Source organism: Achromobacter semiaridum (genome assembly GCF_053543755.1).
This window is the reverse complement of sequence record NZ_JBLVOL010000137.1, coordinates 49,786-76,241: the sequence shown is the minus strand read 5'-3', so window position 1 is coordinate 76,241 and position 26,456 is coordinate 49,786. Positions and strand designations below refer to the sequence as shown.

The following is a 26,456-nucleotide window of genomic DNA, read 5'->3' as shown; positions in this document are numbered from 1 at the left end:
GTCAGGCGTGTACCGGCCCGTGTTGACCGTGCCCGGCACCGCTGCGGCTCATTTTTATAAATCCTAAAATATAGGACTAGTGTTCCAAAAGATGGTTTACGTAGAATTCCACACGGTGATATGCTGGTCAACAATTAAGCGCAGCACCTAGGGATTGCACTAGGAAACATGCGGAAAGCTGGCGCTCGGTATCGGGCGACAGGCATCATGCCATCGACGAAAGCCGCGCTCTTATATTATTTTTTGCATCCCAAATATTGAATTTTCATAATGAGAGGTCAGACATGACACCCAGTTCGGCACTGGCCGGCATCACCGTGCTTGAAATTTGCAACGTCGCGGCGGGACCCTTCTGCGGGATGTTGTTGGCGGATATGGGCGCCGACGTCATCAAAGTTGAAAACCCCGAGGGCGGCGACACGCTGCGCAGCTGGCCGCCGATTTCCAATGGCTATAGCGAAAACTTCGCGTCGCTGAACCGCAACAAGAAGTCGGTGACGCTGAACCTGAAAGACCCCGCCGACCTGGCCCTGGCGCGCGAACTGGCGCGGAGCGTCGACGTGTTGATCGAAAACAACCGGCCCGGTGTAATGGACCGCCTGGGGTTGGGCTATGCCCAATTGCGCGAGGCCAATCCCAAGCTGGTCTATTGCTCGATCTCGGCCTACGGCCAATCCGGCCCGCGCTCGCAGGAAGGCGGCTTCGACCTGACCATCCAGGCCATGAGCGGCATCATGAGCGTGACCGGCGAGGCCGGTGGCGAACCCGTGAAATGCGGCGTACCGGTGGCCGACTTTTCGGCCGGGCTGTATGGCGCGTTTGCCATTGCGTCGGCGTTGCGCGCGGCGCAAGCCAGCGGGCAGGGCACGCATATCGATGTGCCGATGCTGGGCGCCACGCTGGGCATTGCCGCGTTGCAGACGTCGGAATTTTTCGGCAGCGGCCAAGACCCGGTCAAGCTGGGCTCGGCCCATCCGCGCAACGCACCGTATCAGGCGTTTCGCTGCAAGGGCGGTTATTTCGGCATGGCGGCCGGCAACCAGGCCTTGTGGAAAAGCGTATGCGTCACCGTTGGCCGCGACGACCTGCTGGCCGACCCGCGCTTTACCGACACCAGTGCGCGCGCGCGCCACCAGACCGACCTGCGCGAGATCCTGGAAGCCATCTTCGCCACCGAAGACGCACAGACCTGGTTGACGCGGTTTCGCGCGGCCGGCGTGCCGTGCGCGCCCATCAACACCTATTCCGAAGTGCTGGCCGACCCGCAGGTGGAACACATGGGCTGGGTGCAGCCCGTGGAATTGCCCAACGGCGTACAGACGCGAACCTTCGGCCTGCCCGTGCGCTTTGATGGTCAGACGACGGCGCTGCGCCGGCGACCGCCCGCGCTGGGCGAGCACAACGACGAAGTGCTGGGCGCGTTGCGCGCGGCCAAGAAAGGGGTGCCGGCATGAGCGGCGTGTTGCGTATCGACAAGCAGGGCGCGCACCATGTGCTGACGCTGACGCGCGCTGAAAAAATGAATGCGTTGTCCGCCGATCTGGTGGATGCGCTGATCGCCGCGCTGGACGACGCCGAGGCGCAGGGCGCCAAGCTGATCGTATTGAAGGGCGAAGGCAAGAACTTCAGCGCGGGCTTTGACTTTGGCGATTGGCAGACGCAAAGCGAAGGTGACCTGCTGCTGCGCTTTGTGCGCATCGAAACCCTGCTGCAACGCCTGGCCGCCTCACCGTGCCTGACGGTGGCGCTGGCGCACGGCCGCAACTTTGGCGCGGGTGTGGACCTGTTCGGGGCCTGCAAGTGGCGCATCAGCGCGCCGGACGCAACCTTCCGCATGCCCGGGCTGAAGTTCGGGCTGGTGCTCGGCACGCGCCGCTTTGCCGCCTTGGTGGGCGCAGAGCGCGCCCGGGCGGTGCTGGAACAGGCCGCCACGTTCAACGCCGAAGAGGCGCTGCGCGATGGCTTTGCGACGCGCCTGGCCGTGGCCGAGGAATGGGCCGATATTGAACAGCAGGCGGCGGATACGGCGGCCGCGCTGACCGATGCCAGCCGCATTCAGCTGTACGCCGCGCTGTCGCGGGAAACGCCCGACGCCGACCTGGCTCGCCTGGTGCGTTCGGCGGCCGCGCCCGGCTTGAAGGACCGCGTGGCGGGTTACCTGCAAGCGCGCTAAGGCCACACGAACCAGCAAGGGAGAGGAAGACAATGGCTTCGGGATTCAACCAAAAGAACAAGCAGTGCACGGTGGCCGAACTGGCCGCGCTGGTGCCCGATGGCGCGTCCATCGCGCTGGGCGGCAGCTTTCTGCATCGCGGGCCGTTCGCATTCGTGCGCGAACTGATTCGACAAGGCAAGCGCGACCTGGAACTGGTCAAGCAGTCGCCCGGTTATGACGTGGACATTCTGTGCCGTGCCGGCGTGCTGCGCCGCGTGCGCGCTGGCATCGTTGCCATGGAAGGCAACTTCGGCCTGGCGCCGTGGTATCGCCGGGCGGTGGAACAGCGCCAGATTGAACTGGAAGAACACGCTTGCGCCAGCCTCACGGCAGGCTTGCGGGCGGCGGCGTTCGGCGTGCCGTTTCAACCCTGCGGCGGCCTGCAAGGCAGCGGCCTGCCGGAACTGAACGGCTGGGCCTGCCTGGACGACCCTTACGGCACCGACCAGAAAACGTATGTAGTGCCTGCGATTCGCCCCGACTTCGCGGTGATCCAGGCGTCGGAGGTGGACGCGCTGGGCAATGTGCGCGTGCACGGCACCGCGCACTGGGACCGCATCATGTCGCGCGCGGCGGGCAGCGTGCTGGTGGTGGCGGAAAAGCTGGTCGACAGCGCCGTGTTCGAAGCCCAACCGGAATCCACGCTGGTGCCGTACTTCATGGTGCGGGCCTACGCCGTGTCGTCACGCAGCGCGTGGCCCGGGTCGTGCTGGCCCGACTACGCCATCGACTATCCGGCGGTGGAAGCCTACATGGACAAGAACAGCGATCTACAAGCGCATCTGGCCGCCGCGCCCGAAGCACAAGGGGGCAATCATGGCTGAACAGTGGTCGGGCTTTTCCTACATCGTGACGAACCTGGCGCGCTTCATCCGGCCGGATGAAATCACCTTCAGCGGCGTCAATTCCACCATGCCGATGCTGGCATGCCTGCTGGCCAAGCGCGCCTACGACTGGGACTTCGTCTACATCAACGTGGCGGGCGGCGTGAACCCGCGCCCGTCGCACATTCCCATTTCCAGTTCCGACCCGGTGCTGGCCGAGCACACCGCGTCGATCTTCTCGAACGAGGATTTCTACGACCTGTGCACGCGCGGCCGCATGGACCTGACTTTTCTGGGCGCGGCGCAGATCGACGGCGCGGGCTGCGCCAATAATTCCTGCATCGGCGACTGGCACGCGCCCAAGGTGCGCTTGCCGGGCGGCGGCGGAGGCGCGGTGATGCTGCCCACGGCCAAGCGCGCGTGCACGTGGCGCACGGAACATTCGCGGCGCACCTTCGTGCCCAAACTGGACTTCATGACGTCGTGGGGCGGCTTTCATGGGGTGGTGACGCCCATCGCGGTGTTCATCAAGCGCGACGGGCGGCTGGCGCTGCAATCCTGGCATCCGGAATCCAGCCTGTCGGAAGTGCGCGAGCGCACCGGCTTTGAGTTCGACGCGACCGGCGCGGCGCCCACGGAACCGCCGACCGCCGCCGAGGCGCGCGCGCTGCGCGAGCTTGACGCCGATGGCCAGTTTGAACGCGACGCCGCCGTCGCGCTGCGCTAGGAGAGGCCGCCATGACTGTTGCCGAACCGACGCTGGTAGCGGCGTTTGCGCGTGCGTGGCGCCAGCCGGAATGGGCGTCGCGCGCCGCCATCGTCACGGCCGACACGACCCTGACGTATGCCGACCTGCACCAGCGCGTCGCGCGCATCGCGGATAGCGTCCGCGCGGCGGGCGTGGCGCCGGGCAGCTATGTCGCCATCGCCATGGAGCGGTCGCTGGAACAGGTGTTGACGATACTGGGCGTGATGGCGGCGGGGGCTTGCCCCTGCCCGTTGGAACCTCGGTTGTCGGCCGAGGAAACGGCACGCCGCGTGGCGGCGGTGGGCCTGACGTGGCTGCTGCACGACGAACCCAATACCGCGACGGCGGCGGCCAGCAGTCTGCCTGCGGCACGGGTGCTGAAGGCGGCAAGCGTGGCAAGCGCGGCCGACGTGGCAAACGTGGCGGAAGTCGCGGACGTGGCCGACGTGGCAACCTGGGCGGACCGGGCAACCGGGGCGGACGTGGCTCGCCCGGCACATCCCGCGCGTTCGGACAACGCGTCGGTGCTCGGATGCGCGGGCCGGATCTCGCCCGATGCGCCTGGCCTGTTGCTATTCACCTCCGGCAGCACCGGCAACCCCAAGGGCGTGTTGCTCAGCCACCGGGGCCTGGCCAACAACGCGCGCGGTGTGTTGGCGCATACCGGACTGACGCCCGACGACCGCTTGCTGCACGTGATGCCGCTGCATCACACCAACGCCTTGAATAATCAGATTTTCGCGCCGTTGCTGGCGGGCGCCAGCGTGGCGTTGGCCGGCCGCTTTCGCGCCGACGACATGCCGGGCTTGCTGCGCACCTTCCGTCCCACCATCATCACCGGTGTGCCCACGATGTACGCCCGCATGCTGGAACTGGACTTTGATGCCGCCAGCCTGGCCGGCCTGCGTTTCGCGCGCTGCGGGTCGGCGCCGATCACCGAAGCGCTGCATCGGCGCATCGAAGCGTTCCTGGGCTGCCCGCTGGTGGTGTCCTACGGGCTTTCCGAGGCCACCTGCACGTCCACCATGAACCCGCCCAACGCCCGCCGCGTAGGCTCGGTCGGCACCGTGCTGGCCGGCCAAAGCGTCACGCTGCGCTTGCCGGACGGCGCCGAAGCCGCGCCGGGCGGCGAGGGCGAAATCTGCATCGCGGGCGACAGCCTGATGCTGGGTTACCTGGGCGTGGACAACGGCGCCGATGGCGCGCCGACGCTGTTGCGCACCGGCGACCTGGGACGCTTCGACGACGCGGGCTACCTGAGCATCACCGGCCGCATCAAAGACGTGATCATTCGTGGCGGCGAGAACATTTCGCCTGCCTTGATCGAAGGCGTGGTGACGGGGCTGCCCTTTGTTGCCGCGTGCTGCGTCGTGGGCGCGCCGGACGATGACCTGGGCGAAGTGCCGGTGATCTTCGCGCAACCCAAGGCCGATGCCACGGCCGGCAAGCAAGAAGCCGCCGCGCTGCAAGCGGAAGTGCTGTCCCGGCTGGGCCGGATTTACGTACCGCGCGACGTGTTCTGGGTTGAGCGGTTGCCGGAAAACGCGGTGGGCAAAGTGGACCGCAAGGCGTTGGCCGGCATGGTTGCACGCAAGCCCGAGCACGCGTGATTCATCAGATCCCCGGGCGCAGGGCCTCACGCCATCTGGCTGAGAGTCTTGCGAAAGCGCTTCAACGGCAAGGTGAACAACACACTGCCGATCAGCGCCCACGCCAGAAAGGGTTGCCAGACCACGGTTAGCCCGCGATCACCTTTGCGCCAGCCTCGCCAACCCGGCAATGATCGTCACCATGCGGCGGCTGCTGGCCGATAGTGCGCGCGTACCGCATCTGGCGCGGCGCTGATGTGCGGCTTGCTGTAGGGCCGCGGTCAGGCCTGGCCGCGCAGCCGGGCCAGCTCGGCCGAGAGCTCGGCAACCAGCGCCTGCGCACGCGTCAGGGAATCGTGGGGCGACGTCGTGTCTTCCGGTGTCGGGGGCAGGGGCGTGAAGGCCGGGTGGGCCAGCTTGGCCGGGTTGACCGAGTTGACCGAGTTGGTCGGCTTGGCCATTTCGGCCGTTTCAGCCCGTTCCGCCGGTGTCTCCTGCAAGCGCGGATGCACGCTTTCGTGGCCCATGCTGACGTCCACGTCGAACACCAGTTGTTCGGCGCGATGCCAGGTGGTGAACCATTCCAGGGGACGGTCGTGCTGGTCCATGCCTTGGCCCTGCAACATCAGCAGCGGCGTGCCGGTCTGTGTGTGCAGCAGCTTGGCAAGCTTGGCGTCGGCGGCCACCGCGCGGATCTGGTTGCGGCCCGCGCCGGGGCGCAAGCCGAAGCGGCGCGTCAACACGCCATGCAGGGAAGCGTCGGCCAGGTCGTCGGCGCGCAGGCCGGGCACGGCGTCTGCCGGCAGCCACGTACGCACATACGCCAGCGGCGCGTCGGCCACATGGCGCAAACGTTCCAGCATCAGTAATTGCGTGGTGCCGAAAAAGGCCGCGACGTCGGCGGGCGGCTCGGCCCGCGCGAACGCCAGCACGCGGGTCTGCAACGCCACGCCGGACTGCGCGAATTGTTCGTACAGCCCGGTGGACCGCTGCACCAGCCGGCGATGTTCCCGCGGCGCGGCAACCGTTGCCGGGCGCCCGCTTTCGCGCTGGATCAAGCCTTCTGCCGCCAGTGCGGCAAGCGCCTGGCGGACCACGCTGCGCGCAACGCCAAAGCGTTCGCATAGCGCGGCTTCGCTGGGCAGCACGGCGCCCGCCGCCAGCTTGTTCGTCCGGATGAAGCCCCGCAACAAGGCCGCCACCTGGGCGTGCAGCGGGATATCGCCAGAGCGATCAAGAACGGGCAGTGCGTCGTGCGTGGCGGGCGCCATGGAAATCAACCTCCGGTTTGTGCCCGCGCAGTTTCCCATACATGCGTCCAGCCCGGGGCCAGGTGCGCGGCGCGTTCGGCGGCCAGGATCAGGCTGTCTTCGCGCGCGATGCCCTTGCCCGCGATGTCGAACGCGGTGCCGTGGTCCACGGATACGCGCACCACGGGCAGGCCGACGGTGATGTTGACGCCGTCATCGCCATACACGGCCTTGAACGGTGCGTGCCCTTGGTCGTGATAGCAGGCAATCACGAATTGCCACTTGCCGCGCACGGCTTGCGGGAACAGGGCGTCGGCGGGAATCGGGCCGGCGGCCAGGATGCCAGCCGCGTTGGCTTCCGCCACGGCGGGCGCCAGGATGTCGGCGTCTTCGCTGCCGAAGATGCCGTTCTCACCGGCGTGCGGGTTCAGGCCCGACACGGCCACGGGTTGGTCGCCACGGCCCAGCGCCTTGGCGAACGAGCCGGCCAAACGCAGCACGGCGCGCATGCGCGTGGGCGTCAGGTCGTCGATGGCCTGGCGCAGCGATACGTGCGTGGTCGCGTGGAAAATGTAGAGGTCGCCGGCCGACAGCACCAGCGAGAACGTCTTGACGCCGAACTCGTGCGCCAACAGTTCGGTGTGACCGGGCCACTTGTGGCCGGCGGCGTGCATCGCAGCCTTGTTCAGCGGCGCGGTGACGATGCCGTCGACTTCGCCGGCGCGCGCCAGGGCGCACGCCGTGGTCACGAAACGCACGGAACCGTCGCCCGCGTCGGCGCTGATTTCACCCAGCTTGACGTGGGCCAGCGACGGGCCGGCCTGCAACACTTCGATCGTGCCGGGGGCATTGGTACAGTCGGCCGCGCGGTCCAGCTTGCGCACGATGGCGGGGTCGCCGCCCAGGCCGCGCACGGCGTTGACCATCACGTCCACATCGCCGACCACCAGCAGGCGGGCCTTCTGGCGCAGTTCGTCATGGCCCATCAGCATCTTGGCCGTGATTTCCGGCCCGATGCCGGCCACGTCGCCCAGGGTGACGGCCAGCAGCGGCAGCTTGTTCGGTTGAGGTTGTGTCATCGCTTGAATCTCCTGTCGCGGATCGCGCGCACGGCGCGAACCAGTACGTCTTCGGTGCCAAAGCCGCCGGCCTTGGTCACCACGGGCAGGCCGGCGGCCATGCCCCCGGTCAACGTGCCAAGAGGCACGCCGCCCATTACTTCATCCACCAGCGCGATCCCGCGCGCGCCCAGCGCCACCAGCACGCTGCGCGCGCCGTCGCCGCCCGTGGCCACCACGCCCGCCGCGCGGGATGCGGTGATCAACCGCGCCGCCAGGCTGCCCAACCGTTCGGCGACTTTCTCGGAATCCAGGCCGTCCAGCTGGCCTTCGGGCGCCAGCAGCAGCACGGTGCCGGCTTCGGCCGGCGCCTTGGCGTGGGCTTGCAACAGTGGTTGCGTCCAGGCCTGCCAGGCGGCGTCGTCGGCCAGTTGTTGCAACGTGGGCGTCCAGGTGTCGGCGCCCGACGCGTTCAGCGCAGCGGCTTGCGCGCGCGCGGCGCTGTGCTGCGACGTGACCACGACGACGACGGGCGCCGTCTGGTCCGCACCGGCCCACACTCGGGCCAGCGGCACGGCCAGGCCGCCCGCGCCCACGGGCAGGGCGTGTACGCCCAGCAAGCCGATGGCGCGCGCCAGCCGTTCCAGATCGGCGTCCGTGGCGGCGTCCACCACCACGGTGTGGCCCGCTTCGCGGATGCGTGCGGCCAGCGCTTCCGGCGTGTCGCCGTCTTGCGCCGCGACGTGGGCGCAGCCCAGCAACGTGGGGATATGGCTTTCGGTGACGGGGGTGACCGGGTCCGTCGCGGCGGACGTTTCGGTAACCGGCTTGCCGTTCACCATCAGCACGCCTTGTTCAACGGTGCGGCCGGTGGCGGGAAAGGCGGGGCAGATCACCGCCACCGTGTCCGGTCCCCAGGCCAGGCGCGCCGCGTCGATCTCGGCCTTGAAGGCGCCACGCAAGGTGGAGTCCACCTTCTTGTACAGGCGGGACACACCGGCCGCGCGCAGCTGGCGCACGTTCTGGTCGATGACGCGGGCGGCGTCGGCGGCGGGCAGGGCGCGGCTGTTGGTCGTCACCGCCAGCACTTCGACGCCGGCCGTCGCGGGGCCGGACAACGCTTCCTCGGCGCCGCCAATGGACAGGTGCGTGCTCCAGCCGGCGCGCACGAACTGCACCGCGGTGTCGCCCGAGCCGGTCAGGTCATCGGCGACGATGGCGATGGTGGGGGTCAAAGCGCCTCTCCGCGCGCCTCGCCCAACGTCGGCGTGGCGCGGGTTGCGTCCGCGTCCTCGGACTTCAATTCACCGGCGCGCTTCAGGAAGTACGACGCCAGGATCGGAGCCAGGATGGAACTGATCAACACGCAGGCGGCCACTTGCGCGGTGGCAGTGGACACGTATTGCTGGAAGTTGGGGTCAGCGGCGGCCACCACGGCGGGCGTGGCGATGGCGTTGCCGGCCGTCGTGCCCGCGGCAAACCCCAGGCCGCTCTTGCCGCCACGGCGCAGGATCATGCGATAGCCCAGGTAGACCAGGCCGCCGGTAATCGGGCTGATGATCAGGCCCAGGATCAGGCCGCTGATGCCGCCGCTGACGACCGCGCCCAGGTTGATGCCGGTGCCCAGTGCGAAGGCGAAGAACGGGATGACGATGTTGGGCACGGGCTTGAGCACGTCGCGCCACTTGGGGTCCAGGTTGCCGACCACGACACCCAGCAGGAACGGCACAAGCGCCGCCACCAGGGCAATCATCGGAATGTCGGCCAGGCCCGAGGCCCCCAGGAACAACAGGCTGAAGAAGGGGCCGTCGTTGACGGCGCTGGCCACGTAGGCGCCACGGTCGCGCGCATCGCCGTACTGGCCGGTGTAGGCCAGCCACAGGCCGCCGTTGCTGTTGTCGAACGCGGCCAGCAAGGCCAGGATCGACACGCCCAGCACGCCGTCCAGGCCGACGTAGCTGCCCAGGATGATGATCAGCGTGGCGGGTACCAGCGTCTTCATCAGCAGAATGGTGCCGGCGGTGGCCAGGATGGGGCCGCCGGTGCGGGCGTTGACCTGCGTGCCGGTCGCAAAGATCAGCAGGGCGATCAGCGGCAGGGCGCTGTTCTTGAAGAGGGCGGTGGTGAAGCCGCCGATGGCCAGCGCATCAGGGGCAAAGGTGCCGATCAGGGAACCCAGGATCAGCGGCACCAGCATCAATCCACCGGGGATTTTCTGCATGGTGCCAAAAAAAGGCGAACGGGAAGAGGCAGAGGTCGACACTTGCGTAAGTCTCCAGGACGGTTCTGGTGGATTGCAGACGTTCGTTGACGCGTCTGTCAGTGGGGGTTGAAAAACCGCTAGTGTACACCTGTACGTACTGCCTGTACGTACAGGTTTTCCAGCTGGGTCAGGTTTTCCAGGACCCCCGTCCTGGAGGTTTTAGCCAAAATGCCGGCGCCCCGGCGAACCTTGCGTCAGAAGCGGTACGCCCCGCTCAACATCACCGTGCGGCGCGCGCCGTAGAAGCAGTCGCCTCGGTCCAGGCAGACCACTTCATAGGTGCGGTCGGCAATGTTGTTGACGTTCAGGGCATAGCGCCACGGGCCGTTGTCGTAGCTGACCATGGCGTCGAACAAGGTGACGGCGGGCGTTTCCGGTGCGCCGCCGTCGCGGAACGCCGTCAGGTAGCGTACGCCCGCGCCCACCGCGAAGCCGGGCTGGCCGGCCAGCGCGAAGCGGTACTTGCCCCATAAGGACGCCATGTGCTTGGGCAGGCCTTCCAGCTGCGGATCCAGATCCGTGTAGATGTAGTTGGCGATGACGTCCACGTCTTTGGTGACGCGGCCGCGCAATTCCAATTCCACGCCGCGCGTGCGCGTCTTGCCGGCCTGGAGCTGGTTGTTGGGATTTTCAGGGTCGTTGGTTTGCCGGTTCTTTTCGCGCAGGTCGTAGGCGGCGGCGGTGAACTCGATGTCGGCGTCCTTGGGCATGTACTTGATGCCCACTTCGACCTGCTTGCCGCGCATCGGCTTGTAGCGTTCGTTGTAGAAGTTGGACCCGGCAATGGGCGTGAACGATTCGCTGTAGCTCAGGTAAGGCGACCAGCCGTTGTCGGCCGCGTACATCAACCCGAAGCGCTTGGTGGTGGCGTAGTCGGTTTCCTTGTCCTGGCCATCGATGCGGTTGTCGGCGCGGTCGCGGCGTATGCCCGCCAGGACGATCCAGTTCTGGTCGAATTTGATCTGGTCCTGCGCATAAAAGCCCAGCTGCTGCTGCTTCTGCTTGGGCGTGTCCGACAGTTCATATTCCGGTCGGTTGCCATAAACGGGGTGGTACAGGTTCAGCGGCGCGCCCAGGCCCGAGGCGGTCTCGCCGGTTTCGCGATAGCGCGAATAATCCATGCCGAAGATGACGGTGTGCTCGGTGCGGCCCCAGTTCAGTTTGCCTTCGATGTTCTGGTCGGCCAGCAGCGTGCGCATGCGCGGCTTGTTGACGTAGAAGAAGCGGTCGGTGGTGGTTTGGGCGGCGTCGATGTAGGAATCGCCGCGCCGTTCGCCATACACGTTCGGGTACAGCGACTGGTAGTCGACGCGGCTGACGGTGTTGCGGAAATTCTGGCGGAATTTCCACGTGTCGTTGAACTGGTGTTCGAACAGCCAGCCCACGCTGAATTGCTCGGTGTCGTAGGCGTCAAAGCCCGGTTCGCTGACGAACCGGCGGGTCGGGATGCGGCCGTTGGGGTTCTCTTGTACCGAGCCGCTCCAGGGCAGGAACGATTGCGTCGTGCCGGCCTTGTCCTTTTGCCACAGCGCCTGCAAGGTCAACGACGTGGCGGCGCTGGGCCGCCAGGTCAGCGACGGCGCCAGCATCAGGCGGTCGTCGGGCGCGTATTGCACCTGGGTATCGCTGTCGCGTCCCACGCCCACCACGCGGTACAGCCATTGGCCGTCTTCGGTCAGCGGTCCCGTCAGGTCCGTCTGGATTTCGCGGCGGCCGTCATTGCCGATCACCACGCCGATTTCGCGCTGGGCCTCGGCTTGCGGGCGCTTGCTGACCAGGTTGACGATGCCGCCCGTGCTGCCCTGTCCGTACAGCATGGACGCGGGGCCGCGCAGCACTTCAACGCGCTCCAGGCCATAGACCTCGGTGCGCGGGTTGTTGAAGCTGAAGAACTGGCGCAGGCCGTCCAGGTATTGCGCCGGTTCCGTGCCCCGAATCCGGACATAGTCGGCGCGGTTGTCCACGCCGTACGCGTTGGGCCGCACGCCCGCGGCGTAGTTCATGGCGTCCTGCACGTTCAGTGCGCCCTGGTCCACGATCTGGCCGCGCGGAATGACGGTGATGGCTTGCGGTGTTTCGGACAGGGGCGTGTCCGTCTTGGTGCCCGTGGCGCTCTGCGTGGCGACGTAGCCGTCCACGGGCCCGGTTGCGGTTTCGCCCGTGCCGGTGACCTGCACGGCGGGTAAAACGGTGGGGGGGTCGGCGGTCTGCGCGTGTGCCGAGGCGCCCAGGCAGGCGGCCAGCGCAGCGGCGGGCAACAGGGTTTGCGGCCGCGTGCGCAGGGCGGTCCGGGTTGGATGGCGTTTCAAGTCAAGTCCCCTACGGCGCTGCGGCCGCTGATTACATATGGAAATAGCAACGATAAGTATTATTAATTGCGTTGGAATCGCGCGCCTAGGCGCGCCGGCCATCCCAGATGTAAAAAAGCCCTGCAAGAATCGGCCGCGCAACGATCGGTGGTGGCGCAAATTTCCGTGTTTTCAAGAACTTGGCGGGGGCGGGGGCACGGCCAATGGCAATCGGCACGCGGGCCGGCGTCAGCGCCGCGCTGTTGGCCTCAAACGACACCCAGCGCGTTACGCGTACTGGGCGCGGCGCGTTCCGCCTTCGCGGCGGCTGGCCTTGTCGGCCACGATATTGTCTTGCCCCATCTGCCGGCCGCGCTGTTCGATGCGGCCCAGAAAGTCGCGCAGTTGCGCCACTTCATCGTCGCTCAAGTCCTGCACCAGCAGTGCATTCAGCCGCGACACTTCGGGCAGCAGCGCCCGGTATCGCGCCAGCCCCTCGGCCGTGGCTTCAACCAGCACAACCCGGCGGTCAGTGCTGTCGTGCAGGCGCCGCAGCCATCCCTTGTCGCATAGCGTGCCCAGCGTGCGCGACGTGCGGGCCAGGTCCAGCTTGGCCGCGGCGGCCAATTCCGCCGAACTCATGATGCCGCCTTCGATGGCGCAGGCCAGGATGCGCCACTCGCGCCGCGTGATGCCGAAGCGGCCTTCGCACAGGCGCACAAACACCGGGTTGGACTGCGCCCACGCCTGATACAGCCGATACATAAGCATGTCGGCCAATTGCGGCGGCGGTGCGGGGTTGGGGCGGGTTGGCATGGCGTCTCCTCCTTGCCGCAGCGCATGCCGCGCCCAGCGCGTTGCGTCTGCATATCGTTATGGAAAGTCCTGGATTAGATCAAGCAATGACCCCGTTGCTACAGTCAATCTGCTTATTTGGGTATTCGGCCAGGCAGACAGAACATAACCGACGGCGGGCCACTGTCGACAGGAGAACACCATGCGTAAATGGACGACGGGGGCGGCCTTGGCTGCCGCGTTGGTGGGGGCCGTGTCGCCGGCCTGTGCGCAGCAGGCGCCGCTGGATGGCGCGTTGACCCTTGTGGTGGGCTATCCGCCCGGGGGCAGTTCCGATCGCATCGCGCGGCTGGTGGCCGACCGCCTGAAAGACCGCGTGGGCGTGCCCGTCGTCGTGGAAAACAAGACGGGCGCCGGTGGCCGCATTGCCGCGCAAGGCCTGCACGCCGCGCCCGCCACGCAGAATGTGTTGATGCTGGCCAACCCCGCCGTGATGGTGGTGGCGCCGCTGGTCTACGCGCAGCCTGGCTACGATGCCCAGCGCGATTTCAAGCCCGTGTCCCTGGTCAGCGAATATAAGTTCGCGCTGGCCGTGCCCGCGTCCTCGCCCATCCAGGACGTGGCCGCGCTGCGGTTATGGCTGCGCGCCAATCCCAAGCAATTCACCGTGGGCGTGCCCGCCACCGGCAGCCTGCCGCACTTTTTTGCGCTGATGCTGGGCCGTGAAATCGGGCAGGAGCCCGAGGTGGTCGGCTACCGGGGTTCAGCCCCGCTGATCTCGGAACTGATCGGCGGCATCCTGCCGCAAGGGATCGACACGCTGGACACCTTGTTGCCGCAGCATCGCGCCGGCAAGATCCGCATCCTGGCGACGTCCGGCGAGACGCGCGACCCTGACTTGAACGATGTGCCCACCTTTCGCGAAGGCGGCGTGAACCTGGCGGCCGACGGCTGGAACGCGTTCTTCGCGCCGGCCGCGATGCCCGAGGCGAAGGTCAAGCGGCTGGGCGCCGACATCGCCGCCATCCTGCGCGAGCCCGCCATGCAGCAGGCGGTGCGCGCCGTATTCCTGGAACCGGTCTCGCTGGACGCACGCGCCACCGCCGATGCGTTGGCCGCCTATCGCAAGCAGTGGGAGCCGGTTGTACGCGAATCCGGCTTCACGGCGACGCAATAAGGGGCGGCGATGAGTCCCGTGCAAAACGTGTTGTTCATCATGGCGGATCAGCTGCGCGCCGATCACCTGGGCTGCTATGGCCACCCCTATCTGCAAACGTCGAACCTGGACGCCCTGGCCCGGCGCGGCGTGCGCTTTGACCGCGCCTTCGTGAATTCCGGCGTGTGCGGCCCGTCTCGCATGAGCTACTACACGGGCCGCTATCCGTCGACGCATGGCGCAACCTGGAACCGCGTGCCGCTGTCCATCAACGAGATCACGCTGGGTGAATACCTGACCGGGCAGGGGCGCGAGCTGGCGCTGGCGGGCAAGACGCACATCATCCCTGACAAGGCCGGCATGGAACGGCTAAGCATCGATGGCGCCTCCGAGCTGGGTGTGCTGCTGACGCGGGGCGGCTTTCACGAACTGGACCGCTACGACGGCCACCACCCGCCCGGCGACGAAAGTGGCTACCCGGCGTACCTGCGCCGCCACGGCTACGACAGCGCCGACCCCTGGACGGACTACGTCATTGCGGGCGTGGACGCCAACGGCCAGATCGCCAGCGGCTGGAACATGCGCAACGTCCATCTGCCCGCGCGCGTGGCCGAGCCACATTCCGAAACGGCCTACATGACCGACCAGGCGCTGGACTTCATGCAGCGTCGCGGCAGCCGGCCCTGGGTGCTGCACTTAAGCTACGTGAAGCCGCACTGGCCCTACATGGCGCCCGCGCCGTACCACCGGCGCTATACCGCCGACCAGTGCCTGCCGGTGCTGCGCAACCGTGAAGAACTGCGCGACGCGCATCCCGTGGTGGCCGCCTATCGCCAGCAAGAAGAGAGCATCAGTTTTTCCACCGATGAATGCGTGCGCGTGGTGCGGCCCGCGTACCAGGGGCTGATCCAGCAGCTGGACGATCACCTGGGCCGCCTGTTCGACTACATGGAAGGCGCGGGCCTGATGAAGAACACGTTGATCGTGTTCACCGCCGATCATGGCGACTTCCTGGGCGACCACTGGCTGGGCGAAAAGGAACTGTTCTACGACACCGTGCAGCGCGTGCCGTTCATCGTGATGGACCCCTCGACGGCGGCCGACGCCACGCGTGGCCTGGCGCTGGACGACATGGTGGAAAGCGTGGACGTGGTGCCGACCGTGCTGCGCGCGCTGGGCACGCGCGGCCCCGCGCACCGGCTGGAAGGCCGCGAACTGCAAACGCTGCTGCATGGGCGCGACGCCGCCACGCCGTGGCGCGACTGCGTGTTTTCTGAACTTGACTACAGCTTTCGCCAGGCGCGCATCCTGCGTGGCAAGACGCCGCAAAACGCCCGGGCGTGGTCGGTGCGCACGGATCGCTGGCGCTACGTTTACTGGCTGGACGAGCCCGAACAACTGTACGACCTGCATGCGGACCCGGGCGAATTCCAGGACCTGGGCACCCGCGCCGAACACGCCGCCGTGCGGCTGGAGCTGCGCCAGCGCTTGTTGGACTGGATGCTGCGCGGCAAGCGCCGCACCACCATGAGCGACGAGGCCGTGGAAAAGGCCACCAACGCGCACAAGCGCGCGGGCGTGTTTTTCGGGCAGTGGTAAGGGGCGGGGCGGCGTCGCGCAGTAAGGGGCGGCGCGCCTTCGCGCACTGAGGGCGGGGCGTGTCGCGCGCCGCCCCGGTGGCCGCGACCAGGCGTGATCTCAGGCGTGCCCGGCGCTTTGCTTTTCCGCCGGCGCGGGAGTTTCGGGCTTGAGTTGCCGCCGCAGGATCTTGCCCACGTTCGAGCGTGGCAGGTCATCACGGAATTCCACGTACCGCGGCACCTTGTAGCCGGTCAGCTGCGTGCGGCAGTGTGCGATCAGCGTGGCGGCGTCCAGCCCGGGGTCCTTGCGGATCACGAACAACTTGACCGCTTCGCCCGAACGTTCGTCCGGCACGCCCACGGCCGCCACTTCGCGCACGCCCGGATGCAGCGCGGCGGCGTCCTCGACCTCGTTCGGGTACACGTTGAAACCCGACACCAGGATCATGTCTTTCTTGCGGTCGATCAGGAACACGTAGCCGTCCTCATCGACGTAGCCGATGTCGCCGGTGCGCAGGAAGCCGTCCGGGTACATCACCAACGCCGTTTCGTCGGGGCGATTCCAATAGCCCTGCGTGACCTGTGGCCCGCGCACGCAGATTTCGCCGGGTTCGCCCACGCCCAGTTCTTTGCCTTCGTCGTTGCGGATCGAGATCTCGGTGGACGGCACGGGCAGGCCGATGGACCCGGTGAACGTCGTGACGTCCAGCGGGTTGACCGTGACGGCGGGCGACGTCTCGGTCAGCCCGTAGGCCTGCGCCAGCGACTTGCCTGTGACGGCGCGCCAGCGGTCCGCCACGGCGCGTTGCACCGCCATGCCGCCGCCCATCGTCAGGCGCAGGCGAGAAAAATCCAGCTTGGCAAAATCCGGATGGTTCAGCAGCGCGTTGAACAAGGTATTGACGCCGGTAAACGCCGAAAACGGCACCTTGCCCATCTCTTTGATCAGGCCGGGTATGTCGCGTGGGTTGATGATCAGCAGGTTGCTGGCGCCGATTTTCATGAACGTCAGGCAGTTCGCCGTCAGTGCAAAGATGTGATACAGCGGCAAGGCCGTGACGATGCATTCCTCGCCATCGTTCACCAACGGCTTGATCCAGGCGTGGGCCTGGCTGACGTTGGCCACCAGGTTGCCGTGCGACAGCATCGCCGCCTTGGCTACGCCGGTCGTGCCGCCCGTGTATTGCAGGCAGGCCAGGTCGCGCTGGTCCAGCTGCACTTCGGTAAACGGCTGGGCGCGGCCGGCAAGCAGCGCGTCGGCCAGGCGCATGTGCCCGGGCAGGGACCACGCCGGCACCATGCGCTTCACGTGGCGGATCACCAGGTCCACCAAGCGCCCTTTGACCGGCCCCAGCATCTGGCCGATGGAGGTGACCAGCACGTGTTCCACCGCGCTGTTGGGTAACGCCTTTTGCACCGTGGCCGCGAAGTTGTCGGCCACCACGATGGCGCGCGCGCCCGAATCCACCAATTGATGTTCAAGTTCGTGCGGGGTGTAGAGCGGGTTGCAATTGACCACGACGCAGCCGGCCCGCAAGGCGCCGAACAGGCACACGGGGTATTGCAGCAGGTTGGGCATCATGAGCGCGACGCGGTCGCCACGGCCCAGCCCGCGGGCGTGCAACCAGGCGGCGAAGTCGCGCGTCAGGGTGTCAAGTTCGGCGTAGCTGATGGACCTGCCCATGCTGATGTACGCAGTCTTGTCCGCGTAGCGGCGGCAGCTGTCCCGCACGATCGAGACCAGCGTGGTGACGCCGTCCATGTCGATTCGCGCGGGGACGCCGGCGGGGTAGCTCTTGTGCCAGATAGGTTCCATCTTTTGGGATTTCCGCCTAGTTGCCCAACAGGGCTTTTTTCAGGGAGGCCTGCGCCGGCTTCTCGCCCAGCCAGACGCGCAACAACGCACGCGCGAAGTCGGGGCTGTCGATGCGGCCGCGTTGCTTGCCGTTGTGCGATCCGGTGATGCCCCGGCCGTCGAAATCCAGGTCGACCACGTCGCCTTCCTTCAGGGCGCCAATGTCGGCCATCAGCCGGGTCAGCTGGTCGGCCGGCGCCTTCATGGCGGCAAGTTCCGCCTTGGGCGTATTGTCGCGCAGGCCTTCCTGCAAGGCCTCGTCAAGAGTCTTGCTGTCGACGTCGCGCAGCAATTGCAGGCGGATGCGGCGCGGCTCGGTGCTGTTGATCAGCGCCGCCGCGTCGTGGCTTTTTGTGGTGACGTACAGCGCCGCCACATACACCTTCACGACGATTTTCGTGCGCACGCCGGCGCCGTTCAGCACCAGCGCGTGGCCGCCTTCGGACAGCTGTTCCGGCACGCGCTTGCCCGCCACGTCGATGTCGGCGGCAAGGGCCGGCGCACTGATCAGGCTGGCCATCGCGCCGGCCAGAATGAGGCTCAGGGCGGTGGCTCGCCCTCCAGGGATACGTTGCATGTGTCTCCTCCTGTGGTCTTTCGCTTGTAGAACTTCTTGTCGGCGATATAGATCGTGCGTTCCACGACGGCGTACACCACGCCGTCCTTGTCCTTCAATTCCACCGTGTACGCGCGGGTGGTTTCGTGCGCGCGCGCGAGGTCGGCGCGGATGTCCGCGATTTCCCCAGGCGGCAGCCGGAAATCGACATACAGGGTGGTGTAGGCGGGCTTGCGAAAGCGGATCGAGGCGGCCTTGTCCCACACGATGTGATCCGGGCCCAGCGCCGACATCAGCATCGTGGGATGGGCGCCGTCCGTTACCGCGAACAGCGACCCGCCGTACATCGATCCCACGATATTGCGCGTGCGGCGAAGCAGCGGCAGCTTGATGCGGATGTGCAGGAAATCCGGCGACACAAACATCACGCGGCCGCCGGTGGCGCGAAACGCGGGATGCAGGTTGAAGCCCACCCGCATCAGGCGCGCGCGCCATTGCGGCGACAGGCTTTTAAGCCAATAGGGCTTCAGGCTGGGCATGCCGGGCGGTTCCGCAATGGCCCTACATCGCTTCGAACAGTCCGGCCGCGCCCATGCCGGTGCCGATGCACATGGTGACCAGCCCGTACTTGCCGCCCGTGCGGCGCAGACCGTGCGTGATGGTCGCCGTGCGGATCGCGCCGGTGGCGCCCAAAGGGTGGCCCAGCGCGATGGCGCCACCCAGCGGGTTGACCTTGGACGGGTCCAGCTTCAGTTCACGGATCACGGCCAGCGATTGCGCGGCGAAGGCCTCGTTCAGTTCAATCCAGTCCAGCGCGTCCTGCGTGATGCCGGCGCGTTGCAGCACCTTGGGGATGGCCGCGACGGGGCCGATGCCCATCACTTCGGGCGGCACGCCGGCGACCGAGAAGCTGACGAAGCGCGCCAGCGGGTTCAGGTTGAATACGCGCAGGATGCGGTCGGACACCAGCACCACGGCCGCCGCGCCGTCGGACATCTGCGAACTGTTGCCCGCCGTGACGCTGCCGCGCGTGGAGAACACCGGGCGCAGCCGCGCCAAGGCTTCGGCACTGCTGTCCGGGCGCGGGCCTTCATCCACCTCGACCAGTCGGCGCACGACCCGCACCGCGCCGCTGGCGCCATCGGGCAGGTGCGACACCACTTCATACGGGGTGGTCTCGGCGCGGAAATGGCCGGCCGCAATCGCCGCGCACGCCTTCTGGTGCGAGGCCAGTGCAAACGCGTCCTGGTCTTCGCGCGACACCTTCCAGCGTTCCGCGACCTTTTCGCCCGTCAGCCCCATGCCGAACGCCATGCCGATGTTCTGGTCATGGGCGAAGATCTCGGGGTTCATCGACACCTTGTTGCCCATGATCTGCGGCATTGCGCTCATGGATTCGGTGCCCGCTCCGATCATGATGTCGGCTTCGCCCATGCGGATGCGCGCGGCGGCGTCGGCCACCGCCTGCAAGCCCGACGCGCAGAAGCGGTTCACGGTGACGCCCGCCACGCTGTGCGGCAGGCCCGCCAGCAGCAGGCCGATGCGCGCCACGTTCATGCCTTGTTCCGCTTCGGGCATGGCGCAGCCGGCAATCACGTCTTCGATGCGCGCGGTGTCCAGGGCCGGCACTTGCGCCAGCGCGCCGTTCAGCGCGGCGGCCAGCATGTCGTCGGGGCGCGTGGTGATGTAGGCGCCGTTGCGCTTGCCTACCGGCAGGCGCGTGGCGGCGACGATATAAGCGTCTTGAATCTGCTTGGTCATGATGGTTTCCTCAGTTGCGCAACGGCTTGCCGGTTTCCAGCGTGTGGCGGATGCGGGCCTGGGTTTCAGGCGTGCGCAACAGGGCCACGAATTCGCGGCGCTCGACCGCCAGCAGCCATTCTTCGTCCACCTTGGTGCCGGTCTCGACCTCGCCACCGCACAAGGCCACGGCGGCGCTGCGCGCCACGCGGTAATCGTGCGCGCTGATCATGCCGCCTTCACGCATGTTGACCAGCACCATCTCGAAGTTGGCGATGCCGTTGCGGCCCGCTACCGGAATATTCAACAGGCGCGGGGGCGGCGTGTAGCCCGCTTCGGCGGCTGCGCGCGCCTGGCCGATGGCCACGAACAGCAGCTCGTCGGGATGAAACAGCACCACGTCGTGCTCGCGCGCGAACCCGGCGTCGATGGCTTCCAGCGCGCTTTTCGCCACCTGCGCCATGGCGATAGTCTGAAAGACCGGTTGCAGGTACGGGAAGACTTCACCGGGCGTGGCGGTCTTGGCCGCCAGCGCGGCGGCGCGACCCGCGAATTCCTTGCTGCCGCCACCGGCCGGGATCAATCCGACACCCGCTTCCACCAGCCCGATATAGCTTTCCAGCGCCAGCACGCGGTGCGAGGCATGCATCAGGAATTCGCAGCCCCCGCCCAGCGCCATGCCCTGCACGGCGGCCACGGTGGGTATGCGGGCGTACTTGAACGACTGCGAGGCGCGTTGGAATTTTTCGACCATCGCTTCCAGCATGTCGAACTTGCCCTCGGCGCAAGCCTGCACCACCTGCTGCAAATTGGCGCCCACGGCAAAGGGCGGTTCGTGCCAGATCACCAGGCCGTCGAAATCGCGTTCGGCGCGCGCGACGGCTTGCAGCACGCCTTCCAGGACTTCACCGCCCAGCGTGTGGTTCTTTGAGGTGACGGACAGGATGGCGATGCCCGGGTCCACGTCCGGCAGGTTCCACAGGCGCACGCCTTCGTTGTCCCAGACGGTGACGCCACGGTCGTCGGGGCCTTCACCAAATACGCGTTCGGGGAACAGCTGGCGGCGATACACCGGCAAGGACGAACGCGGATGCAACTTGGCGGTACGCGCGGAATACGAGCCTTGCGGCGCGTGCACGCCCTGGCGGTCGGCCTCCCGCACCCAGGCGGGCAGGGGCGCGTTGCTCATGGCGCGGCCGGCGGCGATGTCGTCCGCCACGGCGGCGGCAATCGCCTGCCAGCCGGCGGCCTGCCAGGTTTCAAACGGGCCTTGCGACCAGCCGAACCCCCAGCGCATGGCCAGGTCCAGGTCGCGCGCGTTGTCCGCCACGTGTTCAAGCTGCACGGCGCTGTAGTGAAAGATGTCGCGGAACAGGCTCCACAGGAACTGCGCCTGCGGGTGGGCGCTGGCGCGCAGGGCGGCAAAGCGCTTGGCGGGGTCGCGTTCTTTCAACAGCGCGGCCACTTCGTCGGCCAGCTTGCCGGCGCTGGGCACGTAGTCTTGCGCCTTCAGGTCCAGCACCAGGATGTCGCGGCCCTGCTTGCGGTAGACGCCGGCGCCCGTCTTCTGACCCAGCGCGCCCTTTTGAATCAAGGCCGACAGCCAGTCGGGCAGCGCGAAGTAGCGGTGCCAGGGGTCATCGGGCAGGTTCTTTTCCATGGTGCCGACCACGTGGGCCAGCGTGTCCAGGCCAACCACGTCCGCCGTGCGGTAGGTGGCGCTTTTGGGGCGGCCGATCTTCGGGCCGGTCAACGCGTCGACTTCGTCAAAGCCCAAGCCCAGCCGCGCGGTGTGGTGCATGGCGGCCAGGATGGAAAACACGCCAATGCGGTTGGCCACGAAGTTGGGCGTGTCCAGCGCGCGGATCACGCCCTTGCCCAGCGTGGACGTCAGCCAGGTTTCCAACTGGTCCAGCACGGCCGGCTGCGTATGCGACGTGGCAATGATCTCCACCAGCCGCATGTAGCGGGGCGGATTGAAAAAATGGATGCCGCAGAAGCGCTCGCGCAAGCTTTCGGGCAAGGCATTGGCCAGCGCGTCGATAGACAGGCCGGACGTGTTGGACGCGATGATGGCGTCGGGCGACACATGCGGAGCGATCCGCTCGTAGAGCGCCGTCTTCCAGTCCATGCGTTCGGCAATGGCCTCGATGACCAGGTCGCATCCGCGCAGCGCGTCCAGGTGGTCGTCGTAGTTCGCGGGGGTGATCAGGGCAAGGCGGGCCGGGCCGGCCAGCGGCGCCGGTTCCAGTTTTTTCAGGCCGGCCAGCGCCTTGTTGACGATGCCGTTGCGATCGCCTTCACGGGCGGCCAGGTCGAACAGGGTGACCGGTACGCCGGCATTGGCCAGGTGGGCGGCGATCTGCGCGCCCATGACGCCGGCGCCCAGGACGGCAACGTGTTTGACGACGAACTTGCTCAAGGGGATTCTCCTGTGTAAAGCGGGCGGGCGGCGCGCGGCCGCCCACCCGCGCAAGGCTAGAAGCGGGACGACAGTTGCAGGCCGACGATGTGGCCGCTGCTGTCATAGGTGCCCGCCACGCGGCCCTTGGTCGCCTGGCTGCCGGACGTCGTGTCGATGTCCGTCTTGCGCAGGTACAGATAGGTGTAGCCCAGGTCCAGCGTGGTGTTCTTGGTGGCCGCCCACTGCACGCCGGTCGAGAACCAGTAGCGGTCGTTGTCTGGCAGGGACGTGGGGCGGTCGGCCTTGTCATGCACGGGCGACTGGTCGTACGCCAGGCCGAACTTCCACTTCCAGTCCGGGGCGAACTTGTAGTTCGCGCCCAGTGCGACGCGCCAGGTGTCGCGGAAGTTCAGCGGCAGTTCGTCATCGCGCGCGCCAGGGCCCGAGTTGCGGATCTTCAGCTCGGGGATGCTGCTCCAGCCCGTCCAGGACACGTCGCCCAACAGTTCCCAGCGCTCGTTTAGCTGGTGGGCGGCGCTGAGGATCAGCGTGTCGGGCAAGTCTACCGAGGCCTTGGCGTCAAACGACACCGATTGCTTGGTGGGCCCGATGCTGGTGATGTCGGTGTCGCCCTTGGCCGTGTGCTTGATCTTCGAGCGGTACGACAGGCCGATGCGCGTGTCTTCGGTGGGTTGCAGCATGAAGCCCACGTTCCAGCCCCAAGCGTCGCCCTTCAGGTTCAGGTCGGCGTCGCCGTTGGTGGCGACCGGCAGGCCCGCAATCGGCACCACCGTTTTCTTCTTGTAGTTGGCATCGATGTGCTGCCAGTTCAGCCCGAAGCCCATCGAGAACTTTTCGTTGACCTTGTAGGCGATCGACGGGTTTACGTTGATCGTCTTGATCTCGAATTTGTTCGAATGGTATTGGCCGACCCAGCCATCGTCGTATTCGGTCATCAGGCCGAACGGCGCGCCGACGCCCAGGCCGATGTACCACTGCTCGTTCAATTGCCAGGAGGCGTACAGGTTGGGCACCACGCCAAGGTTGCCTGCGTCACCACCATTGCCGCCGGTGGGGGCCGAGCCGTTCAGCCCTGAACCGGGCAGGCCGGGAACGCTGGGATTACGGCTATTGCCGTTGTCCTTGAACTTGAACGAGGGTTTGATGAGGTTGACCCCGCCCGAAAAGTTCACGCCGGGCAGGTAGGTCATGCCGGCCGGGTTGAAGTAAATGATGCTGGCGTTTTCCGGATTTGCCGCCGAGCCTGCGTAAGCGTTGCCCAAGCCACTGGCGTTCTGCTCTAAAAGCTGAAAGCCGGCGGCATAGGACGTTGCGGACGCGCCCAGGCCGACCACAAGGGCCGACAAGGTGCTCAGGGACAATGAACGTCTGCGCATGGTACTGCCTCCTCGAGTTGGATGTATGTCTCTTCTTGCACTGCCGGTCTGTTTGTGACCCCGGTCTATTCGGCGTGAGCCGGTTTGCTGCTGCGCCAGGCATGGCTGGCCTGGTAATGCAGGGGTCCGCCCGTGAAAGGCGCGAACCCCGTTCCAAAAATCACCCCGGCATCGGCCGAGTCGGCATCGGCCACCACGCCGGACTGCACGCGTTCCAAGGTGGCATCCACCAAGGGCTGGATCAGGCGCTGCGCCAGCCCGGCGGGGGCGCCGGTGGTGGCATGGTGATCGCCGCCCAGGCTTGCCGCGCCGGACTTGACCGCCGTGCCTTGCTTGACCGGCTTGCCGTCGCGCCAGGCGTAGAAGCCCTTGCCGCTTTTCTTGCCCAGGTCACCACGCGCCAGGCGTTCGGCCAGGCAGCGCGGTGGCTCGGCACCACCGGCCAGTTGCTCGCCTGCCGCGCGGGCGATGTCCAGCCCGACGGTGTCGGCCAATTCCAGCGGCCCCATCGGCATGCCGAATTCGACCATGGCGGCATCCACCGTTTCCGGCGCCATGCCGTCGTCCACGCTGCGCATGGCTTGCAGCATATAGGGCGCCAGCACGGCGTTGACGAGGAATCCCGGCGCGCTCTTGACGGGAAGCGCCAGTTTGTCGATCTGGCCCACGAAAGCGCAGGCGCGCGCCGTGGCCTCGCCCGAATCGCCCTCGGCATGCACCACTTCCACCAGCGGCATCTTGGCCACGGGGTTGAAAAAGTGGATGCCCACCAGCCGCTCGGGGCGAGCCAGCCCGCTGCGCAGCGTTTCCAGCGACAGGCTGGACGTGTTGGTGGCCAGCAGCGCATCGGCCTTCATGCGCGGTTCCAGCGACGCGTACAACGCGCGCTTGGCCTCGGGCTGTTCGCTGATGGCTTCAATGATGATGTCGGCGCGCGGCACGCCGCCGCCGGTGGGGTCGGGTATCAGGCGGTCCAGCGCGGCGCGAACCAGGCGCGGGTCTTTCAGGCGGCGCGCATACAGCGTGGCGGCGCGCTCGATGGCCGGTGCGATGCGCGCCATGTCCTGGTCTTGCAGCGTCACCGTCAAGCCCTTGTATGCGCACCAGGCCGCGATGTCGCCGCCCATGGTGCCGGCGCCCACCACATGCACATGGCTGGCCGGCGTGACGCCGGTCTGCTTGCCGTTGGCCTTCAGGCGCTCTTGCAGGCGGAACACACGCAACAGGTTGCGGGCGGTGTCGGACGAAATGATGGCGTCGATCAGGTCAGGCGCCTGCAAGGCGTTGCCGCCATGCTTTTCCCATATCGTGACGATCGCGGGGGCGGCGGGGTAGTGGCCCAGCGGGTCCTTGGCGGCGATCTGCTTGCGTGCGCGGTTGGCGACCAGGGCCTTGAAGGGCCAGCGGTTGGCCCAGGCGCCGATACCGTGTGCGCGACGCGGCGGCTTTTTCGACAGCACCATCTGGCGCGCGGCGGCCTGTAGCAAACGTGGCGGCACGCGCGCGTCGGCCAGGCCCAGCGCGGCGGCGCGTCGCGCATCCGCGCCCCGGCCGGTCAGCATCATGTCCAGCGCGGCGGGCGCGCCGATTACCTGCGGCAAGCGCAGCATGCCGCCCCAGCCGGGGAAGATGCCCAGCATGACTTCGGGCAGCGCCAACGACGTGCCGGGCTGATCGGCGACCAGGCGGTAGCGGCACGCCAGCGCCAATTCAAGCCCGCCGCCCAGGCAGTGGCCCTGGATCAGGGCCAGGGTGGGGTAGCGCACGGCGGCCAGTCGGTTAAACAGGTTCCAACCCCGTGCGATCAGGCCGCGCGCCTGTTCGGGCGTGTCCAGGCTGGCGAATTCGTTGACGTCGGCGCCCACGATGAAACCGGTGGCCTTGCCCGACTGAATGATCAGGCCGGCCGGCGGCGCGGCGTCCAGGGCGTCCAGCACGACCGCCAGTTCCGCCATGGTGTCGGCCGACAGCGCGTTCACGGCGCTGCCCGCGCGGTCGAACGTCAGGCGGGCCAGGCCGTCGGGGTCGCGGTCCAGGCGCCAGTGGGAAAGCGTGTCCATTGTCGTCATGGGCGGTCCTCGTCCAGGGTTTCAACCAGCATGGCACCGCCTTGGCCGCCGCCGATGCAGATGGCCGCCATGCCGCGCTTGGCGCCACGGCGCTTCAACGCTTCAAGCAGATGCAGCACGATGCGCGCGCCGGACGCACCCACGGGGTGGCCGATGGCGATGGCGCCGCCGTCCACGTTCAGCTTGGTCGGGTCCAGCGGCCCCCATGCTGGCGTACCAAAATGCGCTTGGCAATAGGCATCATCACGCCATGCCGCCAGGCACCCTAGCACTTGCGCGGCGAAGGCTTCGTTGATTTCCCACAAGTCCAGGTCATTCAAGCCCAGGCCATGGCGTTGCAGGATGGGCGTGGCGGCATGCACCGGACCCAGGCCCATTTGTGCGGGGTCCAGACCAGCCCACTGGCTGTCCACGATGCGGCCCAGGGGGCGCAGGTTCCACTTGGCCACCGCTTCTTCGGACGCCAGCACCAGCATGGCCGCGCCGTCGGTCACCTGCGAGCTGTTGCCCGCCGTGATGTTGCCCCACGGTTTGTCGAACACCGGCCGCAGCTTGGCCAGTTTTTCGGGCGTGGAATCGTCACGCACGCCGTCATCGTCGGGGTAGAGCTTGCCTTTGTTGTCGATCAACGGCGTGATCTCGTTCAGCGCGCCGGCCGCGCGCCCGGCC

At 67.1% G+C, this 26,456-nt stretch carries 20 protein-coding genes and 1 pseudogene; 7 read left to right on the top strand and 14 right to left on the bottom strand.

Annotation, left to right across the window (positions count from 1 at the left end; translation table 11 throughout):
• Positions 1–284: 284 nt before the first annotated feature.
• Genes ACNPP0_RS28720 through ACNPP0_RS28700 form a run of 5 tightly spaced genes read left to right on the top strand, consistent with a single transcriptional unit; the run spans position 285 to position 5,397 of the window.
• The gene (locus ACNPP0_RS28720) at positions 285–1,454 is read left to right on the top strand and encodes a CaiB/BaiF CoA transferase family protein (protein WP_448707801.1); all 1,170 of its coding nucleotides are present in this window, start codon (positions 285–287) and stop codon (positions 1,452–1,454) included.
• Positions 1,451–2,173: an enoyl-CoA hydratase/isomerase family protein gene (locus ACNPP0_RS28715; protein ID WP_448707800.1), complete on the top strand. Its 723-nt coding sequence runs from the start codon at positions 1,451–1,453 to the stop codon at positions 2,171–2,173. Before ACNPP0_RS28720 ends, ACNPP0_RS28715 begins: the two co-directional genes overlap by 4 nt.
• A gap of 32 nt (positions 2,174–2,205) precedes the next feature.
• On the top strand, positions 2,206–3,039 hold the full coding sequence (locus ACNPP0_RS28710) for a CoA transferase subunit A (RefSeq protein ID WP_448707799.1): 834 nt from the start codon (positions 2,206–2,208) through the stop codon (positions 3,037–3,039).
• On the top strand, positions 3,032–3,766 hold the full coding sequence (locus ACNPP0_RS28705) for a CoA-transferase subunit beta (RefSeq protein WP_448707798.1): 735 nt from the start codon (positions 3,032–3,034) through the stop codon (positions 3,764–3,766). Before ACNPP0_RS28710 ends, ACNPP0_RS28705 begins: the two co-directional genes overlap by 8 nt.
• Positions 3,767–3,777: 11 nt before the next feature.
• On the top strand, positions 3,778–5,397 hold the full coding sequence (locus tag ACNPP0_RS28700) for a class I adenylate-forming enzyme family protein (RefSeq protein WP_448707797.1): 1,620 nt from the start codon (positions 3,778–3,780) through the stop codon (positions 5,395–5,397).
• 260 nt (positions 5,398–5,657) lie between these two features.
• Here the strand turns inward: ACNPP0_RS28700 and ACNPP0_RS28695 are convergent, their stop codons facing one another.
• The 6 genes from ACNPP0_RS28695 to ACNPP0_RS28670 all read right to left on the bottom strand — a co-directional run bounded on the left by ACNPP0_RS28695 (position 5,658) and on the right by ACNPP0_RS28670 (position 13,051).
• Positions 5,658–6,647: a GntR family transcriptional regulator gene (locus tag ACNPP0_RS28695; protein WP_448707796.1), complete on the bottom strand. Its 990-nt coding sequence runs from the start codon at positions 6,645–6,647 to the stop codon at positions 5,658–5,660.
• Positions 6,648–6,652: 5 nt separating this feature from the next.
• Positions 6,653–7,705 carry a 4-hydroxythreonine-4-phosphate dehydrogenase PdxA gene (pdxA, locus tag ACNPP0_RS28690; protein WP_332611920.1) on the bottom strand — a complete coding sequence of 351 codons (1,053 nt, stop codon included), beginning with the start codon at positions 7,703–7,705 and terminating at the stop codon, positions 6,653–6,655.
• Positions 7,702–8,919 (bottom strand): D-threonate kinase, encoded by a 1,218-nt coding sequence (gene dtnK, locus ACNPP0_RS28685; protein ID WP_448707795.1) that lies wholly within the window; start codon positions 8,917–8,919, stop codon positions 7,702–7,704. Before dtnK ends, pdxA begins: the two co-directional genes overlap by 4 nt.
• Positions 8,916–9,905 carry a 2-keto-3-deoxygluconate permease gene (locus ACNPP0_RS28680; protein ID WP_332611924.1) on the bottom strand — a complete coding sequence of 330 codons (990 nt, stop codon included), beginning with the start codon at positions 9,903–9,905 and terminating at the stop codon, positions 8,916–8,918. The genes dtnK and ACNPP0_RS28680 overlap by 4 nt, the downstream gene beginning before the upstream one ends.
• Positions 9,906–10,141: 236 nt before the next feature.
• Positions 10,142–12,256, bottom strand: a complete 2,115-nt coding sequence (locus ACNPP0_RS28675) for a TonB-dependent siderophore receptor (protein WP_448707794.1) — start codon at positions 12,254–12,256, stop codon at positions 10,142–10,144.
• Between the two features lie 267 nt (positions 12,257–12,523).
• Positions 12,524–13,051: a MarR family winged helix-turn-helix transcriptional regulator gene (locus tag ACNPP0_RS28670; protein WP_332611926.1), complete on the bottom strand. Its 528-nt coding sequence runs from the start codon at positions 13,049–13,051 to the stop codon at positions 12,524–12,526.
• Positions 13,052–13,232: 181 nt separating this feature from the next.
• On the opposite strand from ACNPP0_RS28670, the gene ACNPP0_RS28665 reads away from it, so the two are divergent.
• Together ACNPP0_RS28665 and ACNPP0_RS28660 are read left to right on the top strand one after the other, a co-directional pair.
• A complete protein-coding gene (locus ACNPP0_RS28665) occupies positions 13,233–14,207 on the top strand; it encodes a Bug family tripartite tricarboxylate transporter substrate binding protein (protein ID WP_448707793.1) in 975 nt (324 codons plus the stop codon).
• Between the two features lie 9 nt (positions 14,208–14,216).
• On the top strand, positions 14,217–15,785 hold the full coding sequence (locus ACNPP0_RS28660) for a sulfatase-like hydrolase/transferase (RefSeq protein WP_448707792.1): 1,569 nt from the start codon (positions 14,217–14,219) through the stop codon (positions 15,783–15,785).
• 99 nt (positions 15,786–15,884) lie between these two features.
• Here the strand turns inward: ACNPP0_RS28660 and ACNPP0_RS28655 are convergent, their stop codons facing one another.
• From ACNPP0_RS28655 to ACNPP0_RS28620, 8 genes and pseudogenes are all read right to left on the bottom strand, one after another.
• On the bottom strand, positions 15,885–17,582 hold the full coding sequence (locus ACNPP0_RS28655; protein ID WP_448707791.1) for an AMP-binding protein: 1,698 nt from the start codon (positions 17,580–17,582) through the stop codon (positions 15,885–15,887).
• Between the two features lie 16 nt (positions 17,583–17,598).
• The gene (locus tag ACNPP0_RS28650) at positions 17,599–18,198 is read right to left on the bottom strand and encodes a chalcone isomerase family protein (RefSeq protein WP_332611935.1); all 600 of its coding nucleotides are present in this window, start codon (positions 18,196–18,198) and stop codon (positions 17,599–17,601) included.
• Positions 18,162–18,707 (bottom strand): PaaI family thioesterase, encoded by a 546-nt coding sequence (locus ACNPP0_RS28645; protein WP_332612056.1) that lies wholly within the window; start codon positions 18,705–18,707, stop codon positions 18,162–18,164. The genes ACNPP0_RS28650 and ACNPP0_RS28645 overlap by 37 nt, the downstream gene beginning before the upstream one ends.
• 31 nt (positions 18,708–18,738) lie before the next feature.
• Positions 18,739–19,938: an acetyl-CoA C-acyltransferase gene (locus ACNPP0_RS28640; protein ID WP_448707790.1), complete on the bottom strand. Its 1,200-nt coding sequence runs from the start codon at positions 19,936–19,938 to the stop codon at positions 18,739–18,741.
• A 10-nt stretch (positions 19,939–19,948) separates the two neighbouring features.
• Positions 19,949–22,339 carry a 3-hydroxyacyl-CoA dehydrogenase/enoyl-CoA hydratase family protein gene (locus tag ACNPP0_RS28635; protein ID WP_448707789.1) on the bottom strand — a complete coding sequence of 797 codons (2,391 nt, stop codon included), beginning with the start codon at positions 22,337–22,339 and terminating at the stop codon, positions 19,949–19,951.
• Positions 22,340–22,395: 56 nt separating this feature from the next.
• Positions 22,396–23,718, bottom strand: a complete 1,323-nt coding sequence (locus ACNPP0_RS28630) for an OmpP1/FadL family transporter (protein WP_104144256.1) — start codon at positions 23,716–23,718, stop codon at positions 22,396–22,398.
• A gap of 65 nt (positions 23,719–23,783) precedes the next feature.
• On the bottom strand, positions 23,784–25,787 hold the full coding sequence (locus ACNPP0_RS28625) for a 3-hydroxyacyl-CoA dehydrogenase NAD-binding domain-containing protein (protein ID WP_448707788.1): 2,004 nt from the start codon (positions 25,785–25,787) through the stop codon (positions 23,784–23,786).
• Positions 25,784–26,456 (bottom strand): annotated as a pseudogene (locus ACNPP0_RS28620) (thiolase family protein); the annotation flags it as partial. The gene ACNPP0_RS28625 and the pseudogene ACNPP0_RS28620, both read right to left, overlap by 4 nt.

Coding starts and splice junctions, on each gene's coding strand:
- ACNPP0_RS28700 (WP_448707797.1), top strand. CDS start 3,778: ATGACTGTTGCCGAACCGACGCTGGTAGCGGCGTTTGCGCGTGCGTGG.
- ACNPP0_RS28670 (WP_332611926.1), bottom strand. CDS start 13,051: ATGCCAACCCGCCCCAACCCCGCACCGCCGCCGCAATTGGCCGACATG.
- ACNPP0_RS28680 (WP_332611924.1), bottom strand. CDS start 9,905: ATGCAGAAAATCCCCGGTGGATTGATGCTGGTGCCGCTGATCCTGGGT.
- ACNPP0_RS28720 (WP_448707801.1), top strand. CDS start 285: ATGACACCCAGTTCGGCACTGGCCGGCATCACCGTGCTTGAAATTTGC.
- ACNPP0_RS28710 (WP_448707799.1), top strand. CDS start 2,206: ATGGCTTCGGGATTCAACCAAAAGAACAAGCAGTGCACGGTGGCCGAA.
- ACNPP0_RS28625 (WP_448707788.1), bottom strand. CDS start 25,787: ATGACGACAATGGACACGCTTTCCCACTGGCGCCTGGACCGCGACCCC.
- ACNPP0_RS28705 (WP_448707798.1), top strand. CDS start 3,032: ATGGCTGAACAGTGGTCGGGCTTTTCCTACATCGTGACGAACCTGGCG.
- pdxA (WP_332611920.1), bottom strand. CDS start 7,705: ATGACACAACCTCAACCGAACAAGCTGCCGCTGCTGGCCGTCACCCTG.
- ACNPP0_RS28650 (WP_332611935.1), bottom strand. CDS start 18,198: ATGCAACGTATCCCTGGAGGGCGAGCCACCGCCCTGAGCCTCATTCTG.
- ACNPP0_RS28630 (WP_104144256.1), bottom strand. CDS start 23,718: ATGCGCAGACGTTCATTGTCCCTGAGCACCTTGTCGGCCCTTGTGGTC.
- ACNPP0_RS28660 (WP_448707792.1), top strand. CDS start 14,217: ATGAGTCCCGTGCAAAACGTGTTGTTCATCATGGCGGATCAGCTGCGC.
- ACNPP0_RS28695 (WP_448707796.1), bottom strand. CDS start 6,647: ATGGCGCCCGCCACGCACGACGCACTGCCCGTTCTTGATCGCTCTGGC.
- ACNPP0_RS28715 (WP_448707800.1), top strand. CDS start 1,451: ATGAGCGGCGTGTTGCGTATCGACAAGCAGGGCGCGCACCATGTGCTG.
- ACNPP0_RS28655 (WP_448707791.1), bottom strand. CDS start 17,582: ATGGAACCTATCTGGCACAAGAGCTACCCCGCCGGCGTCCCCGCGCGA.
- ACNPP0_RS28665 (WP_448707793.1), top strand. CDS start 13,233: ATGCGTAAATGGACGACGGGGGCGGCCTTGGCTGCCGCGTTGGTGGGG.
- ACNPP0_RS28640 (WP_448707790.1), bottom strand. CDS start 19,938: ATGACCAAGCAGATTCAAGACGCTTATATCGTCGCCGCCACGCGCCTG.